Here is a 15,698-nt window from a genome sequence, read left to right on the forward strand (position 1 = left end):
AATTATGGATGAGTAATATAATAGAATGTTTTGCCAGCAGCTTCACCAACTTGGTAAATTCCCCAACCAATTGCGATACCTACAGAGACCATCTCCCAAGCAATCCCCCCATCCACATCCATCAACTCTTCTTCTGTAAGAGTTACAAAGTTCTGTTCCATTTTGTCAAAGTTTGTCATTTGTTTTCTCCCTCATTTTTATTTTTGTAGTTTATGGTTTCTAGGCTTTAAACCATTTTAAAAACCAGATTGGATAAATCACTGAAATCATTTTTTCTCTCCTTCCTTTTCTTCTTACCTATCTATTCGAAAAACAATTCGAAAATGAACAACTGTTTCATTTTTATTTTAAAAACCACTTGATGTACCATGGATACAAGATTGGCATGTACATGAACGTTCCTCCTTTTTTCTTTCTCATCTCTTTATTCGCAATTTCTACAAAAAATTTTAACGTTTTTCTTTTTTCTGCAAACAAAAAACAACATGACTTGCATGTTGCTTTTTGCTATATTTTACCTTTAATAGTTCTGACCACATCTGCTACACTTTGCAATTGGTCAATTTCCTCATCGCTGATCTCGATACCAAATTCATCTTCTAGCGTCAAGACAAACTCCATCAAGTCCACTGAGTCTGCATCGAGATCGTCTTTCAAACTCAAAGCTTCTGTCACGACAAAGTCCTCTCCCTGTCGTTCTTGGATAATAGTCACGATACGATCAAAAATTTCTTTTTCTGTCATTTTTTATTCTCCTGAAAATTCACGCGCAGTCTGGGCAACTACGTCTGTTTCTAGCATGGTACGAATCTGACGAATCGTACTGTACACAGCTTTAGCATCACTTGAGCCATGAGTCTTGACAACAGGTGCCTTAACACCGAACAAGACTGCTCCACCAACATCTGAATAGTTGAGCTGTGTTTTCAAACCTCTGAGGCTATCCTTGAGAAGGAGAGCACCAAGTTTTGCTCGAAGACCACCACCCGTAATAGCATTTTTAAGTAAGCCCATGATTCCCAAAGCTGTACCTTCAATGGATTTGAGAACAGCGTTTCCCGTGAAACCATCTGTCACGACAACATCCGCAACGCCATTCATCAAATCACGCGCTTCCACGTTTCCGATAAAATTCAAACTTTCATCAGCTACTAGCAAGGCATAGGTTTCCTTACGAAGGGGGTCACCCTTACTACTCTCTGTTCCGTTGTTGAGCAAGCCAACGCGTGGTTGCGCAATTCCACGGACATTCTTGGCATAGAAGGAACCTAGGACAGCGTATTGATGGAGGTGCTGGGCTGTGTTTTCTGCATTGGCTCCAAGGTCTAGCATATCAAAACCTTTTCCATCAATGGTCGGCAAGGTAGACATAAGTCCAGGACGGTCGATGTTCTTGATGCGACCCACAATGAAGAATCCTGCAGCCAACAAGGCACCTGTGTTCCCAGCTGAGAGGACAGCGTCTGCTTCTCCCTCCTTGACTGCCTTGGCTGCTAATACCATGCTGGCATTTTTCTTCTTACGGATAGCTTTTGTCGGCTCATCGTCTGAGTTAATTTTCTCATCCGTATGGATAATGCTAACGCGCTCTGTCGCTGTTAGATATTGCTTGATTTTGCTTTCATCTCCATAGAGTTGAACCTCAATATCTGAAAAGTCAGTAAGGGCTTGGTTGACACCCTCAACGATGGCTTGAGGTGCATAATCGCCCCCCATAGCATCTACTGCGATTTTTTTCATTTGTCTTCCTCTTTTAGTAATTGTCCCCAGTCGGCTAGGGAATCGATAAATTTCTTTGATTTTAGGTGAATCCCGACGTACTCTTCGTAGATCTGATCCATAAACTTGCGCAAGTCTTGCTTGATTTCTGCCTTAAGCGAAATGGTTTCCAAGGTCTCAAAATCAATAGCTTGAAATTGATTGAGCAGATAAGGGATGTTGGGATTCAGATGGCAACGTTTCTCGTCCTCATGGTAATGGTCTGGACAGAGGCAGGCTCCATATTTGAAAGAAAAGTCAAAAGCCTGACCAACTCGATGACAAAAGACACACTCATTAAAATTGAGCCCAATTCCAAATCGGGTCAAGATTTGAATTTCAAAAATATTGGTCAAAACTTGATAATCCAAGCCCTCTTCCATCAATTCCAAAGTCTTTTGCAAAAAATCAAACAAGGGAGCATCCTGCTGATTATCCTGCAAACTAGCATCTGCAAGAGCTGCTACGTAGGTCGCATAAGCCATGACAAAGAGGTCACTATTAATCTTGGGAAAGGTCATCACCTCATGATAGTCCTCGATGTAACTGAGCCCATCATCATTGATTCGCAAGAGAAATCGTGCCAACACCAAGGGCTGAATAACAGGAGCTAGTTTGGACTGACCAGCGTGTTTGACGAAAAACATGCGTTTGCCAGCCTGCTCTGTAAAAATCTTGACTAGCTTGTCATCCTCACGAAAGTTACGATTATAGAGCACCAAGCCTTGACTCGTGATAGACTGAATCATGCTTCTCTCATATACTCCTCAAGTCGTTTCATGGCCTCTGTGATCGTTGCCATGCTGGCCGCATAAGACAAACGCACATAGCCTTCTCCGTAACGCCCAAAGGCGGCACCAGGAATAAAGGCCACGGCTTTCTTCTGAGCAAAATCCTTCAAAAAAGCAAAGGAATCTTGATTGTAGCCCGCAGGAATTTTAGCAAAGATATAGAAGGCACCGTCTGGTTTGATAATCTCAAAACCAAGAGCAGTCATCTTCTCGATGATATAATCTCGACGCTGGATATATTCCTTCTTCATAGGCTCGGCGTCGTTTTTACCAGCGGTCAAAGCCTCCACCGCAGCATGTTGAGCCATAGTGTTTGCGGCAGTTACCAAGTACTGGTGACTCTTGATTAACTGAGCTGTGAAAGCTGCAGGAGCAAAGATAAAGCCTAAACGCCAACCTGTCATAGCATGCGATTTAGACAAGCCATTGATAATAATGGCCTGGTCTCTCAGCATAGTTCCTAGAGACACATGAGCTTCCCCCGTATAGGTCAATTCTGAGTAAACCTCATCACAAACAACGAAAATCTCATACTTGCGTAAAACTTCTGCCAAGGCTTCCAACTGCTCCCGACTATAAGTAATCCCTGTCGGATTGGCTGGATAATTAAGAATAACTGCTTTGAGCTTATCGCCTTGCTCCAAAATTGCCTTTTCCAACATTTCAGGAGTCAAGACAAAACCATTTTCAGTCGTGTCAATCTCGACAATCTCTGCCCCAACTAGATTGACAATCGGCTCATATCCTGGATAGGCAGGAGCTGGTAAGAGAACCTTGTCTCCCTCTTCCAAAATAGCTGTCAAAGTAGCAGATAAAGCCTCTGTCGCCCCAATTGTAACCAAGATTTCATTTTCAGGATTATAATCTAGCTGGTATTTTTCTTTTACAAAATCACTGGCTGCCTGGCGCAAGGTCAGTAAACCGCTCATCCCTGTATAGTAGGACTGGTTCTGGTCAATGGCTCGCTTGGCTGCCTCCTTGACATGATCTGGCGTTGTAAAGTCAGGCTCTCCCAAGGTCAAACGCAGAACTCCAGGGATCTCTGAAATAGCCTGGTCAAACTGGCGAATCAAGGACACTTGAATCTTGTCTAACTGTTTATTAAAGCGCTTGGTTAAGTCCATAGATATCCCCCTTGCTTACAGAACATAGTACTATTATACTACAAAAGCTCCCTGACCGCAAAATCCATCTAAAATCAAGAATTTTCACTTTCTGTTTTACTTTTTTTCTCGACAGGACTATAATAATAAGTGCTTATTTTCGGAGGTTTATATGTCATTTTTATCAAAAAATGGGGCAGGAATCTTGGCCTGCCTTCTCATTTCTATCGTATCTTGGTTCCTGGGAGGATTTTTCCCCGTCGTGGGTGCACCTGTCTTTGCAATTTTTGCTGGAATGCTCCTCCACCCCTGGCTCTCACCCTACAAACAACTAGACGCAGGGTTGACCTTTAGTTCCAAGAAATTGCTTCAATATGCCGTTATCTTGCTCGGTTTTGGTCTCAATATCTCGCAAGTCTTCGCGGTCGGGCAATCTTCGCTCCCTGTTATCCTCTCCACCATTTCGATTTCCTTGATTGTCGCCTACCTCTTCCAGCGTTTCTTTGCGCTAGACACAAAACTAGCTACTTTGATTGGAGTGGGGTCCTCGATCTGTGGTGGTTCTGCCATTGCTGCGACAGCACCCGTTATCCACGCCAAGGAAAAAGAAGTTGCCCAAGCCATTTCCGTTATCTTTTTCTTCAATGTCTTAGCGGCACTCATCTTTCCAACTCTAGGAACCTGGCTTCACCTATCCAATGAAGGATTCGCCCTCTTTGCAGGAACTGCAGTCAATGACACTTCCTCTGTAACGGCCACAGCTAGTGCCTGGGACAGTCTTTATCAGACCAATACCCTCGAGTCTGCAACCATTGTTAAACTCACACGCACCTTAGCGATCATTCCTATCACTCTCTTTCTCTCCTACTGGCAAAGTCGCCAACAAGAAAATAAACAAGGCGTACAACTGAAAAAAGTTTTCCCACTTTTTATCCTTTATTTTATCCTGGCCTCTCTCTTAACGACTCTACTTACCTCTCTTGGTGTGTCTAGTAGCTTCTTCACCCCTCTCAAACAACTCTCTAAATTCTTTATCATCATGGCCATGAGTGCTATCGGTCTCAAAACCAATCTAATTGCCATGGTTAGATCCAGTGGTAAATCTATTGTCCTCGGAGCTCTTTGCTGGATTGCCATCATCCTCACCAGCCTAGGCATGCAAGCATTGATTGGTACTTTATAATACAAAAGGTAGCCCATGGCTACCTTTTTATTGCTCAAGAATTAAGCGAGTATGTTCTCTCTTGATACAGCGATTCATCACGATGTCATCGCATCCTCCAGCACGCAAGATTTTTTCTGCTTCTAGACTTTCAAGTCCTAGTTGTGCCCAAAAAATCTTGGCATCAGCCTTGAGAAAATCACGCGCCACATCTGGCAGAAACTCGCTGCGACGGTAAACATTGACGATATCTACAGGGAAAGGAATTTCAGCTAGACTCGCATAAGCCTTCTCTCCCAAAATTTCACCACCTGCAGCCTTGGGATTAACTGGAATGATTTTATAGCCTCGAGCCTGCATTTCCTTGGTCACTCGATTGCTGGTTGTCTCCTCACGGTCGGACAAGCCCACCACTGCTAACGTTTTACTGGTTGCCAGATACTGACGGACCACTCCATCACTTGGATTGATAAATTCTTGGCTCATAGAAATCCTCCTTTTTCATCAGTATAGCATATTTTGAAAAGGCTTGCAGATTTTTGCTATGAATCATTTGAATGCAAAAAATCCTCTTAAAATCATCTTATCTGACTTTAGGAGGATTTGGTTTTATGATCTGGTTGGTTTATAAGTCAATTTCTCTCCATGTTGTTTGACAAACTCACTCATCTCTGAATCAGGAATTTGGCGAAGATAGAGATTAGCACGAATCGTATCATCCTCTTCACGACAAGTAGAAAGAACAAGGTACTTATCCTTAGCAGATACTTTCACATTTGGTTTTTTAACCTCTGCTGTATCGTAAATAGTGGTTAACTGTTTTTCAAAATCTTTGTCATCATCAAAACTAGTGCGATAGAAGGCTGTTTCTTCTGGTACAATGATCATCGCAACAGCTTCATAATAGAATTTTCTCTCAGGTGTTTCGATAACAACATAAGGATGCTCATCAAAATAGTCTTGACGGCTATAATAGTTCACATCATTAAACATACGGTGATCGCCAAGTTTACTTCCTCTCGCATGGGCAAACAACCATGTCAAACGATCACTAAAATCTTTCTTATTGTCCGTATCCATAAATACAGCACCTAGATAAGGAACATTGTCCCCTTCAAAGGTTTTATCGAGGTAGGTTTCATTGTCCTTTGTTTGAACAACAGGCTCATCTAACTGTGTACCAGGAGCATAGACATAGGCAATTGTCTCCGAGTTCGTAGAAGTTAAGCCCTTAAATTTATTTGAAAGGTATTCCTTTTCTTCTGCACTGGCTGTATAGACTGGTTTTTTAGTTTCCTGAGTAACTTTTGGCTCATTAGTTGAGTCGTTAGGAGTAGAAAGGTTATTAATGACAAAATACCCACTAACCACAACAATAGCAACTGCAACTACGGAAGCAATAATTTTCCAAAGGGAAGATTTCTTTTTCTTAGAACGTCTACTCATCTTTTCTCCTTCATCTATCCTATTTTTACCAAAAAAATCACTGAAACGAAGTTTCAGTGATAGGCTACTTCATCAAATCAATGAATTATTTAGCAGCGTGTGTTTTTGGAAGGGCTTTTTGACCAGCTTTAGCTGCTACACCAGCTTTTTTAGCTGCATCGTCAGCTTTTTTAGCTTGATCTACAACACCTGGTTTACCTGGTTCTGGAGTAGCTGATCCTTTACCATCTGTTGGTTTAGCTGATCCTTTACCTGATCCCTTACCAGTTTGGTTAGCTTGGTCTTCAGCTTTACGAACATCATTTGGTTTGTTGTCTTCAATACCAGTTGGGTCGTTCCAGTAGTTACCTTGAGCTTTAGCTGCTTCACGTACTTTTTCTTGGATTACTTGAACATAACGGTTACGAACGATGTTACGTGCTTCTGTACGAGCTGCTTCAACTTTAGCTACATATTCTCCGTAAAGGTGACCTGAACCGTATGCTTCAAGAGCTGCCTTAGCTGCTACAACCGCTGGTTGACGTTCAGCTTCTTCGTTGATTTCAGCTTCGTGTGCTGCTACTTGTGTATTAACTTCATCAGCAATATCACGTTCAGAAACATATTTCTTTTGGATCAATTGGTTAGAAGAATTTGGGTTTTCACCTTGAGCAAAAGCTGGAGCTGCTGCAGAAAATACTGCAAGTGCTGCTACTGATGACAATAAAACTTTTTTCATTGTTTTATCTCCTCTTTAATTTCTTATTTAATTTATAAGGACAGGCCTTATTACCTACAAGTATATCATATATATGGCTGTTGTCAAGTGTTTATTAAAATTTTTTTGAAAAAATCTAATAAAATGAAGAAAAGTTTCTCTACACAAGCCGTGCAAGCGATTTTCTTACTAGCAATAGCTGATAGAAATATCTAAAAGACGAACATTTTAGGAGATCCTTCCTTAATCATTACCTCTGAAAATGACACTTCATCACTATCTAAGGAGGATTTCTCTACTTTTGAAGGGTCATAGACTTTCAGATGCCCGATTTAAATCTTTTTCTCAATGCTAAACAAAGGAGAAAGAGGGCGTTTTTCATGGATACGCACGATGGCATCTCCTAGAAGGTGGGCAATCGAAATTTGTTCAATCTTATCAATCAAACGCTCTTCTGGTAGGTAGATAGTATCCAAAACAACCAATTTCTTAATAGCTGATTTTTGGATATTGTCCATAGCTGGCCCAGAAAGAACTGGGTGCGTACAGCTTGCGTAAACTTCAACAGCACCTGCTTCAGCAAGAGCATCTGCCGCATGACAAATAGTTCCAGCTGTATCGATCATATCGTCAATCAAGATACAAGTCTTACCTTCTACCTTACCGATAATGTTCATCACTTCGCTGGTATTCATCTTGTCTACACTGCGGCGTTTGTCAATAATCGCAATCGGAGTTTTCAAAAACTCTGCCAATTTACGAGCACGAGTCACCCCACCATGGTCTGGGCTGACAACCACGTAGTCAGAGCCAACCATGCCACGACGTTCAAAGTAGTCTGCAATCAATGGAGCACCCATCAAGTGATCCACAGGAATATCAAAGAATCCCTGAATCTGCGCAGCATGCAAATCAATCGTCAACAAACGATCCACTCCAGCCACTTCTAGCATATTGGCAACGAGTTTTGAAGTGATTGGCTCACGCGCTCTCGCTTTTCTATCCTGACGTGCATAGCCATAGTAAGGCATAACAACATTGACAGATTCTGCACTAGCACGCTTCAATGCGTCCACCATAATCAAAATTTCAAGTAAATTATCATTTACAGGTGAACTAGTTGATTGTAGGATAAAGACGTGTTTTCCACGGATTGATTCTTCGATGTTGACCTGAATCTCCCCATCTGAAAATTGGCGAACAGTCGATTTCCCCAACTCTATCCCAATCTCTTGCGCCACACGCTCTGCCAATTCCCTATTAGAAGAAAGGGCAAACAGCTTTAAATCAGAAAAAGACATGATTTCCTCCGGTATTTATGTATCACTTGTTTTTTACACAACATTTTCCATCTACCATTGTAGCGTTTTTTCCTTTATTTTTCAATCAAAAATAAAACAAGAGTAAACATTTATACCCTTGTTTTTGCTATTTTATATTAGCTATATTAAAACTAAAATCCTACATTTTAACAATCGATTTTATGCTAGGATGAGATTTTTTCGAGACAAAGTTAGTATACTTCTCTCATACTTCCTGTATCCACATCATAGACAGCACCTGAAATAACCACATCATCAGGAATCAGTGGAGATTCTCGAAGCAGTTGCATATCCTCTCTCACACTCTCTTCAACATCCTGAAAAGGTAAAAAATCTTGATCAGACACATCAACTCCGAGCTCGTGTTTCAAATGTTCATGAAAACTTTCATTTTCAAAGGTCTGAGCACCACAGTCTGTATGGTGCAACACCACAATCTCTCTGGTTCCCATTTGTTGCTGGGAAATCACCAGTGAACGAATCATGTCCTCAGTTACTCGACCACCCGCATTCCGCAAGATATGAGCATCCCCAAGTGCCAAACCTAGAGCTTGCGCAACGTGCAGACGTGAGTCCATACAGGTCACGATAGCTACTCTGGTTTTGGGTTTAAGTGGCAGATTTAACTGCCCATGTAGGGCAACATAAGCCTGATTGGCTTGCATAAACTGTTCAAAATACGACACGATTTCCCCCTTAAAAATTTGACAATCAAATATTTCTCCTATCTTATCATTTTTAAGAAGATTTGTCACAGATTAAGCAAAGACCATTTTCAAAACTTCCTGAATCGTCGTCACACCAATGACCTGAATTTCTTGAGGTGGTTTAATTCCTGTCAAAGAATTTTTGGGTACATAAATCTTGGTAAAACCCAGTTTTGCCGCTTCATTGATACGTTGTTCGATACGATTCACGCGCCGAATCTCTCCAGTCAAGCCCAATTCTCCCACAAAACATTCCTGAGGATTGGTAGGCTTGTCCTTGTAACTAGAGGCAATAGCCACTGCAACGGCTAAATCAATAGCGGGCTCATCCAATTTGACACCACCAGCAGATTTAAGATAGGCATCCTGATTTTGCAGGAGCAATCCTGCACGTTTTTCCAAAACAGCCATAATCAGACTCGCACGATTGAAGTCAAGCCCTGTCGTCGTACGCTTGGCATTTCCAAACATGGTCGGTGTCACCAAAGCCTGGACCTCCGCCAAAATCGGACGGGTCCCTTCCATGGTCACAACAATTGACGAGCCGGTAGCCCCGTCCAAACGCTCTTCTAGGAAAACTTGACTCGGATTGAGCACCTCAACCAATCCACCTGACTGCATCTCAAAGATGCCAATCTCATTAGTGGAACCAAAACGGTTTTTGACCGCTCTCAAGATACGAAAGGTATGGTGACGTTCCCCTTCAAAGTAAAGTACTGTATCTACCATATGCTCCAACATACGCGGACCAGCCAAGGTCCCTTCCTTGGTCACATGCCCTACGATAAAGATAGCAATGTTATTAGTCTTAGCTAACTGCATAAGTTCAGCTGTCACCTCACGTACCTGAGAAACAGACCCCTGCACCCCTGAAATCTCAGGAGACATAATCGTCTGGATGGAGTCGATGATGAGAAAATCTGGTTGGATGCGCTCCACCTCAGCACGAACGCTCTGCATATTGGTCTCGGCATAGAGATAAAACTCGCTATCAATATCTCCCAAGCGCTCTGCTCGTAACTTGATTTGCTGGGCAGACTCCTCCCCACTGACGTAGAGAACAGTCCCTACTTGGGACAGCTGAGTCGATACTTGTAATAGAAGAGTTGATTTCCCAATCCCTGGATCCCCACCGATAAGGACGAGACTTCCTGGTACCACTCCGCCTCCAAGCACACGGTTAAATTCCTCCATCTCGGTCTTGGTTCGATTGACATTGATAGACGTTACTTCAGCCAGTTTCATGGGTTTGGTTTTCTCACCCGTCAAGGATACACGCGCATTCTTAACCTCGACAACCTCGATCTCTTCTACAAAAGAAGACCAAGCTCCACAGTTTGGACAGCGTCCTAGATACTTAGGTGAATTATATTCACAATTTTGACACACAAATGTCGCTTTTTTCTTTGCGATAATAAACCTCTTTCTAAATTTCTACCTCACACTCAATCACTTGGCAAAAATCAATCTTCTCGTCTGGTACAAATTGGCGCATGAGCATTCGATGAGCGACAACTAGCACTGTCTGGTAGTCTCGGTACTTTATCATAGTTTCCAAAAAACGCGCCTTCATCTCTTCAGCTGGCTCATACTGAATAGGACTATTAGGAAGCAACTCCCCCTTGTTTTCTAAAAACAGACATCTAGCTGTTTCAAAGTTCTCTATACCTGCTTCATAAACCTGCCATTCGTGTAACAAAGGCTCCACCCTCAAAGGAAGGCCTGTAGCACAAGATACATAAAAAGCCGTTTCTAATGCTCGCGTCACGGCAGAAGACACCAGTATATCAGCTGAGCCAAGCAAAGGATTTTGGCGAAGTTCCTGAGCTTGTTGCCGTCCTTCCTCAGATAAAGGTGCTAAATCCATCCCAAAACCTGTATAAGAACGTTCCTCTAACTCACGGTAATCTGGCTCCCCGTGACGTACAAAGATGATTTTCATCCTAGTGTCCTGTCGATCCAAATCCACCAGTCCGCACGCCATCAGCTACATCTCCGTCTGCGATTAAAAATGGTGCAAAGACAGCCTGAACCACACGTTCCCCAACTTCAAGAACTACTTCCTGATCAGTAATGTTTTTCATCTGAGCAAAAATATGCCCTTCATTTCCAGGATTTCCATAATAATCCCCATCAATAACCCCCACAGAGTTGATCAAGACCAAACCCTTCTTACGAGGGTTTGATGAACGATCATAGAGATAGAGCACTTCTGTTGGCTGCATATAAGCCTTGACTCCTGTTGGAACGAGAACAATCTCTCCTGGAGCAATCACAGTGCGTTCCGCAACCTTTAAGTCGTAACCAGCCGCGTGAGCTGTCTCACGCTTCGGTAGTAAATTTTCATCTGTAAAACTCGAAACCAATTCAAAACCACGAATTTTCATATTTTTCTCTTTTCTATAATCATTATTCTAGGCTATTTTATCTTATTTATTCGAAAAAAGCACGAAAAAAGAGCACACAATTCACACTCGCTTAGGGCTGCTGGATTCCTCCCCTGACCCGCTTCACGCAGAACTGTTGCTCCACTATTTATTATACCACATTCCACTCTGTTTTGAAAGAGAAATTATTTTTTCCGTCGATTTCGGAAAAAGTCCTGCATAATCGCTGCACACTCACTCTCCAAAACTCCCGTTTCAACCTCTACACGATGATTGAGACGCTCATCTGTCAAAATATCGTACAAGCTCCCAGCTGCACCAAATTTCTGGTTTTTAGCCCCGTAAACCACGTTTGGAATGCGGGCAAGCCCAATCGCCCCACTACACATAACACAAGGCTCAATGGTCACAAAAAGTGTACAATCGAGCAAGCGCCAACTCTCTTCATTCATGTTCGCATTCTCTATAGCCATGATTTCTGCATGCATAACCGCCCGTTGCAACTCCTCGCGCGCATTATGCCCCCTACCAATGATTTCTCTATCCTTGACAATCACACAGCCAATTGGAATTTCATCGTGTTCTAGAGCAATTTCTGCCTCTCTCAAAGCCTCTCTCATGAAGCATTCTTTTTCTTCAACTGTATAATTCATCGTTTTTCTCTTTTCCTGCTTATCAATTCTATCATTATAGCATGTTTTCCTAGACAAAAAAAGAGCTCTATAATATTTACACTGACTAACTTTAGATATTATCAAATCGCTGGATTGTAGAAATAATGTTTTAAAAAGAGTATAATATTAGCAAAATTGATAGAAAATCAGAAATCATGAACTTAAAATAATGGAGATAACTGACATAGAAAGTTCAAGAGATGAATATACTGAAATTTATACAATAAACAATATGAAAGGGTAAATGATGAAATTAGAGTTATTACTGGATAAACCAAAATTTACCTTAATGTTTCCATATAAAAATCAATTTAATAGAGCAGGGGGACCATTCATGATATCTTTATCTGTTATGATTCTCTGGATTCTAAAGCATCTGATATCCTATAATACCGATTTTACAGACAAGATTATTATAGCAATCGTACTGATTTATGCTCCACTTCTTCTATGGTTTATGGGGTATTATCTCTTCATAAATGGAGTAAAATTAGAAGTTCATAAAAACAATACTGTTCAGTATTATACCTATAGTAGCAGAGGCCTCAGCGTATTACATTATCAATTTAAACTTCAAGATATCGAACAAATAACCATTAAAAAGCGTCCCTTTAATTGTGCAAAGTTAACCATGAAAATTAGAAATCCTATTTTTTTAGAAGGATATGAGAAAAATCCAAATAAGCTAATAAGTGTCAGTATCATCACAGATAAACTGAAAGCAGATGTTTTTATGCACGAAATGAACCAAATTCAAAATGACAAATCAGGAAACCAAATTATCAAATAAGCTAATTTACAAAAAATTTAATTTTATCTAACTTATAAATTCTAAAGAAAATAGTTCACTGAAGAGGCTGGGATCAAAAATCCCAACCTCATTTTTGCTTGGTTATGAGCCTTTGATGTGTTGGCAAATTTAACGATTTGTTGGTATTTTAGAATTAAAAAACTCCTTTAAACAAAACTTCCTTTCTCTATCCACAACCTTAACCAATCTACCGAATTGTTGAAACCATGAAGTTCTAGGTCTATCAAATTAAGACTTGGTCTACAGATTTCTGTCCCAATGTTTTTTCTTTATCTTAAAAAGTCAAGTAGAAGCCTGTATAGGACTTATGAACTAAAAAAAGTCACCGAATGCGGTGACTTAATAGGGAGATTATTATGAAAAAGAAAAGTTTAGGATATTTGTTACAACAAGTTAGGAGGTCTTCTTGTAACTATCTACAGTATACCTGCCCTCTCTTAAACTAATCTTAAAAATCTCCTATGACCAAACACTTTCTAAAATATTGGTTTGTTCACGACCAGGACCTACTGAGAAGGTAGAAATACGAACCCCAACCAACTCGCTTACACGACGGACGTAGTTGCGCGCATTCTCAGGAAGATCTTCTAAATTACGAACTCCAGTAATGTCTTCTGACCAACCTGGCAATTCCTCGTAGATAGGTTTGCAACGTTTTAATTGCTCAAGGCTAGCTGGATAGTGGTCGATACGTTGGCCATCAAGATCATAGGCCACACAGATTTTCACTGTATCCAAACCGCTCAAAACATCAATAGAATTCAATGAAAGATTGGTAATACCAGATACACGGCGACTGTGACGCATCACAACTGAGTCAAACCAACCCACACGACGTGGACGGCCAGTTGTTGTACCATACTCATGACCTACTTCACGGATGCGATCTCCCACTTCATCAAACAACTCAGTTGGGAAAGGTCCGTCACCTACACGACTCGTATAGGCTTTACAAACACCTACAACCTTGTCAATCTTACTTGGACCAACACCAGACCCAATTGTCACACCACCAGCGACAGGGTTTGAAGACGTAACAAATGGATAAGTACCTTGGTCAATGTCCAACATGACACCTTGCGCCCCTTCAAACAGTACACGTTTGCCATTATCAAGTGCATCGTTCAAGATAACAGATGTATCTGTCACATACTGCTTAATTTGTTGGCCATACTCATAGTACTCTTCAAAAATATCATCAATTGAAATAGGAGTACTATCATACAATTTTTCGAACAGACGATTCTTTTCCGCAAGATTACGTTCTAAACGCTCACGAAAAATGTCTTTATCCAAAAGATCCGCAATACGAATACCGACACGAGCTGCCTTGTCCATATAGGCTGGACCGATTCCCTTAATTGTAGTACCAATCTTATTTTCACCCTTAGCCTCTTCTTGCAAGCGATCCAACTCAATATGGTAAGGCAAAATAACATGTGCACGATCAGAAATACGCAAGTTATCAGTTGTCACACCTTCCTCATGAAGATAACTCAACTCTTTCACAAGAGATTTCGGGTTTACAACCATTCCGTTTCCAATAACTGAAATTTTTTCAGGGAAGAAAATTCCAGATGGAATCAAGTGCAACTTAAATTTCTTACCATCAATCACAATTGTATGACCAGCATTATCACCACCTTGATAACGAGCAATTACCTCTGCATTAGCTGAAAGAAAATCTGTAATTTTCCCTTTACCTTCATCACCCCATTGGGTACCTACAACAACAACTGAAGTCATAATAAAATTCGTCTGAGCTACTAGGAGCTCGTCCTTTCTCATATACATGGCAGGAGTTTCACCTGCAATCATATCTTACAATTTATTATAAGAAAAAAAGACCATTTTATCAAGAAGAAACACTGGAAAAGATTTGGAATTTCTGTAAATCATAAAATGCAAAACCTTATATTTTAAATAAAATCCTTAAAATCATAAATTCAATGCTCATTATTGTTCGTGATAAATGATATATATGAACGTCACTAGTTTAGAGTAGTACCTTCTAGCAAAAATTTATCTAGATACAAGCGATAGGCCGTCTGAAAATGATATAAACAAAACTCTTTATCGCTTTTAATTCTAAATCTTATCAGGTAATAAAGTAAAAAACGAAGATGAAGTGATTCCCACTCAGCACAGCTCTGACATAAAGAAGCATATTCTTGTTCAACTAGTTTCAAAAAGACAAATGCTCGTTCATAAAATTTTTGAAGCATATAAAAAATCCCTTTCTTATTATTAACACTAGTTTAACAGAAAAACGAACTAAAGAAGCTTCAAATCCTATAAGAGTACAATTTAAAGCTAAACGAACTAAAAGTAAAATATAAAGGTAATTACAGATGCCAAAATTAAGTTTTGAATTTTGAGAAGTTTACTTCATTTATAAAATTATAACTACCCGTCTATGAACCACATCCCAAAAGTTAGACAGAAAAAATCTAACTTTTGAGACGCGGTTCACATAAGAAAAAAGAACACCAGATGGTGTTCTTTTAATCTTACTCCGCCAGTAGGACTCGAACCTACGACATCATGATTAACAGTCATGCGCTACTACCAACTGAGCTATGGCGGATAAAAGCTAAGCGACTTCCATATCTCACAGGGGGCAACCCCCAACTACTTCCGGCGTTCTAGGGCTTAACTGCTGTGTTCGGCATGGGTACAGGTGTATCTCCTAGGCTATCGTCACTTAACTCTGAGTAATACCTACTCAAAATTGAATATCTATCAAATACCAAGAAAACCTTACACTTCGTATTCTCAGTTACTTTGGATAAGTCCTCGAGCTATTAGTATTAGTCCGCTACATGTGTCGCCACACTTCC

At 40.7% G+C, this 15,698-nt stretch carries 18 protein-coding genes, 1 tRNA gene, 1 rRNA gene and 1 other RNA gene; 2 read left to right on the forward strand and 19 right to left on the reverse strand.

Features of this window, described 5'->3' with window-relative positions; translation table 11 throughout:
- Positions 1–2: 2 nt before the first annotated feature.
- From D8862_RS06665 to D8862_RS06685, 5 genes are all read right to left on the reverse strand, one after another.
- Positions 3–179, reverse strand: coding sequence for a class IIb bacteriocin, lactobin A/cerein 7B family (locus D8862_RS06665; RefSeq protein WP_125449496.1), 177 nt, complete (start codon positions 177–179; stop codon positions 3–5).
- Positions 180–507: 328 nt separating this feature from the next.
- Positions 508–744, reverse strand: a complete 237-nt coding sequence (locus D8862_RS06670) for an acyl carrier protein (protein WP_000136440.1) — start codon at positions 742–744, stop codon at positions 508–510.
- A 3-nt stretch (positions 745–747) separates the two neighbouring features.
- Positions 748–1,740, reverse strand: coding sequence for a phosphate acyltransferase PlsX (gene plsX, locus D8862_RS06675; protein WP_125449499.1), 993 nt, complete (start codon positions 1,738–1,740; stop codon positions 748–750).
- Positions 1,737–2,507: a DNA repair protein RecO gene (gene recO / locus D8862_RS06680; RefSeq protein WP_125449501.1), complete on the reverse strand. Its 771-nt coding sequence runs from the start codon at positions 2,505–2,507 to the stop codon at positions 1,737–1,739. The genes plsX and recO overlap by 4 nt, the downstream gene beginning before the upstream one ends.
- Positions 2,504–3,673: a pyridoxal phosphate-dependent aminotransferase gene (locus D8862_RS06685; RefSeq protein ID WP_125449503.1), complete on the reverse strand. Its 1,170-nt coding sequence runs from the start codon at positions 3,671–3,673 to the stop codon at positions 2,504–2,506. Before D8862_RS06685 ends, recO begins: the two co-directional genes overlap by 4 nt.
- 151 nt (positions 3,674–3,824) lie before the next feature.
- Between D8862_RS06685 and D8862_RS06690 the strand changes: the two genes are divergently transcribed.
- Positions 3,825–4,835, forward strand: a complete 1,011-nt coding sequence (locus tag D8862_RS06690; protein ID WP_125449505.1) for a YeiH family protein — start codon at positions 3,825–3,827, stop codon at positions 4,833–4,835.
- Between the two features lie 27 nt (positions 4,836–4,862).
- Here the strand turns inward: D8862_RS06690 and D8862_RS06695 are convergent, their stop codons facing one another.
- From D8862_RS06695 to tadA, 10 genes are all read right to left on the reverse strand, one after another.
- The gene (locus D8862_RS06695; RefSeq protein WP_125449507.1) at positions 4,863–5,300 is read right to left on the reverse strand and encodes a CoA-binding protein; all 438 of its coding nucleotides are present in this window, start codon (positions 5,298–5,300) and stop codon (positions 4,863–4,865) included.
- A gap of 123 nt (positions 5,301–5,423) precedes the next feature.
- On the reverse strand, positions 5,424–6,260 hold the full coding sequence (gene srtB, locus D8862_RS06700; RefSeq protein ID WP_125449509.1) for a class B sortase, LPKTxAVK-specific: 837 nt from the start codon (positions 6,258–6,260) through the stop codon (positions 5,424–5,426).
- 85 nt (positions 6,261–6,345) lie between these two features.
- Positions 6,346–6,978 carry an amylase-binding adhesin AbpA gene (abpA, locus tag D8862_RS06705; RefSeq protein WP_125449511.1) on the reverse strand — a complete coding sequence of 211 codons (633 nt, stop codon included), beginning with the start codon at positions 6,976–6,978 and terminating at the stop codon, positions 6,346–6,348.
- A 311-nt stretch (positions 6,979–7,289) separates the two neighbouring features.
- Positions 7,290–8,258 (reverse strand): ribose-phosphate diphosphokinase, encoded by a 969-nt coding sequence (locus D8862_RS06710; RefSeq protein WP_084933666.1) that lies wholly within the window; start codon positions 8,256–8,258, stop codon positions 7,290–7,292.
- A gap of 212 nt (positions 8,259–8,470) precedes the next feature.
- On the reverse strand, positions 8,471–8,965 hold the full coding sequence (locus tag D8862_RS06715; RefSeq protein ID WP_025170864.1) for a beta-class carbonic anhydrase: 495 nt from the start codon (positions 8,963–8,965) through the stop codon (positions 8,471–8,473).
- A 72-nt stretch (positions 8,966–9,037) separates the two neighbouring features.
- Positions 9,038–10,399, reverse strand: a complete 1,362-nt coding sequence (gene radA / locus D8862_RS06720) for a DNA repair protein RadA (RefSeq protein WP_125449513.1) — start codon at positions 10,397–10,399, stop codon at positions 9,038–9,040.
- Between the two features lie 13 nt (positions 10,400–10,412).
- Positions 10,413–10,970 (reverse strand): histidine phosphatase family protein, encoded by a 558-nt coding sequence (locus tag D8862_RS06725; protein WP_125449515.1) that lies wholly within the window; start codon positions 10,968–10,970, stop codon positions 10,413–10,415.
- A complete protein-coding gene (locus tag D8862_RS06730; protein ID WP_125449517.1) occupies positions 10,930–11,373 on the reverse strand; it encodes a dUTP diphosphatase in 444 nt (147 codons plus the stop codon). Before D8862_RS06730 ends, D8862_RS06725 begins: the two co-directional genes overlap by 41 nt.
- Positions 11,374–11,431: 58 nt before the next feature.
- Positions 11,432–11,526, reverse strand: an RNA gene (ffs, locus tag D8862_RS06735) — signal recognition particle sRNA small type.
- Between the two features lie 32 nt (positions 11,527–11,558).
- Complete coding sequence (tadA, locus tag D8862_RS06740) at positions 11,559–12,026, reverse strand: tRNA adenosine(34) deaminase TadA (protein WP_125449519.1); 468 nt, start codon at positions 12,024–12,026, stop codon at positions 11,559–11,561.
- Between the two features lie 265 nt (positions 12,027–12,291).
- Here tadA and D8862_RS06745 point away from each other — a divergent pair, with 265 nt between their 5' ends.
- A complete protein-coding gene (locus tag D8862_RS06745; protein WP_125449521.1) occupies positions 12,292–12,837 on the forward strand; it encodes a hypothetical protein in 546 nt (181 codons plus the stop codon).
- A 480-nt stretch (positions 12,838–13,317) separates the two neighbouring features.
- On the opposite strand, the gene D8862_RS06750 is transcribed toward D8862_RS06745, so the two are convergent.
- The 4 genes from D8862_RS06750 to rrf all read right to left on the reverse strand — a co-directional run bounded on the left by D8862_RS06750 (position 13,318) and on the right by rrf (position 15,566).
- Entirely contained in the window at positions 13,318–14,604 is a 1,287-nt protein-coding gene (locus tag D8862_RS06750; protein ID WP_125449526.1) for an adenylosuccinate synthase, read from the reverse strand.
- Between the two features lie 245 nt (positions 14,605–14,849).
- On the reverse strand, positions 14,850–15,083 hold the full coding sequence (gene comW, locus D8862_RS09620; RefSeq protein ID WP_061419175.1) for a sigma(X)-activator ComW: 234 nt from the start codon (positions 15,081–15,083) through the stop codon (positions 14,850–14,852).
- A gap of 288 nt (positions 15,084–15,371) precedes the next feature.
- Positions 15,372–15,445 (reverse strand) — tRNA-Asn (locus D8862_RS06760).
- A gap of 5 nt (positions 15,446–15,450) precedes the next feature.
- Positions 15,451–15,566 (reverse strand): 5S ribosomal RNA (gene rrf, locus D8862_RS06765).
- Between the last annotated feature and the right edge of the window lie 132 nt (positions 15,567–15,698).

It is taken from the genome of Streptococcus oralis (genome assembly GCF_003942585.1).
Taxonomy (GTDB): domain Bacteria; phylum Bacillota; class Bacilli; order Lactobacillales; family Streptococcaceae; genus Streptococcus; species Streptococcus oralis_BE.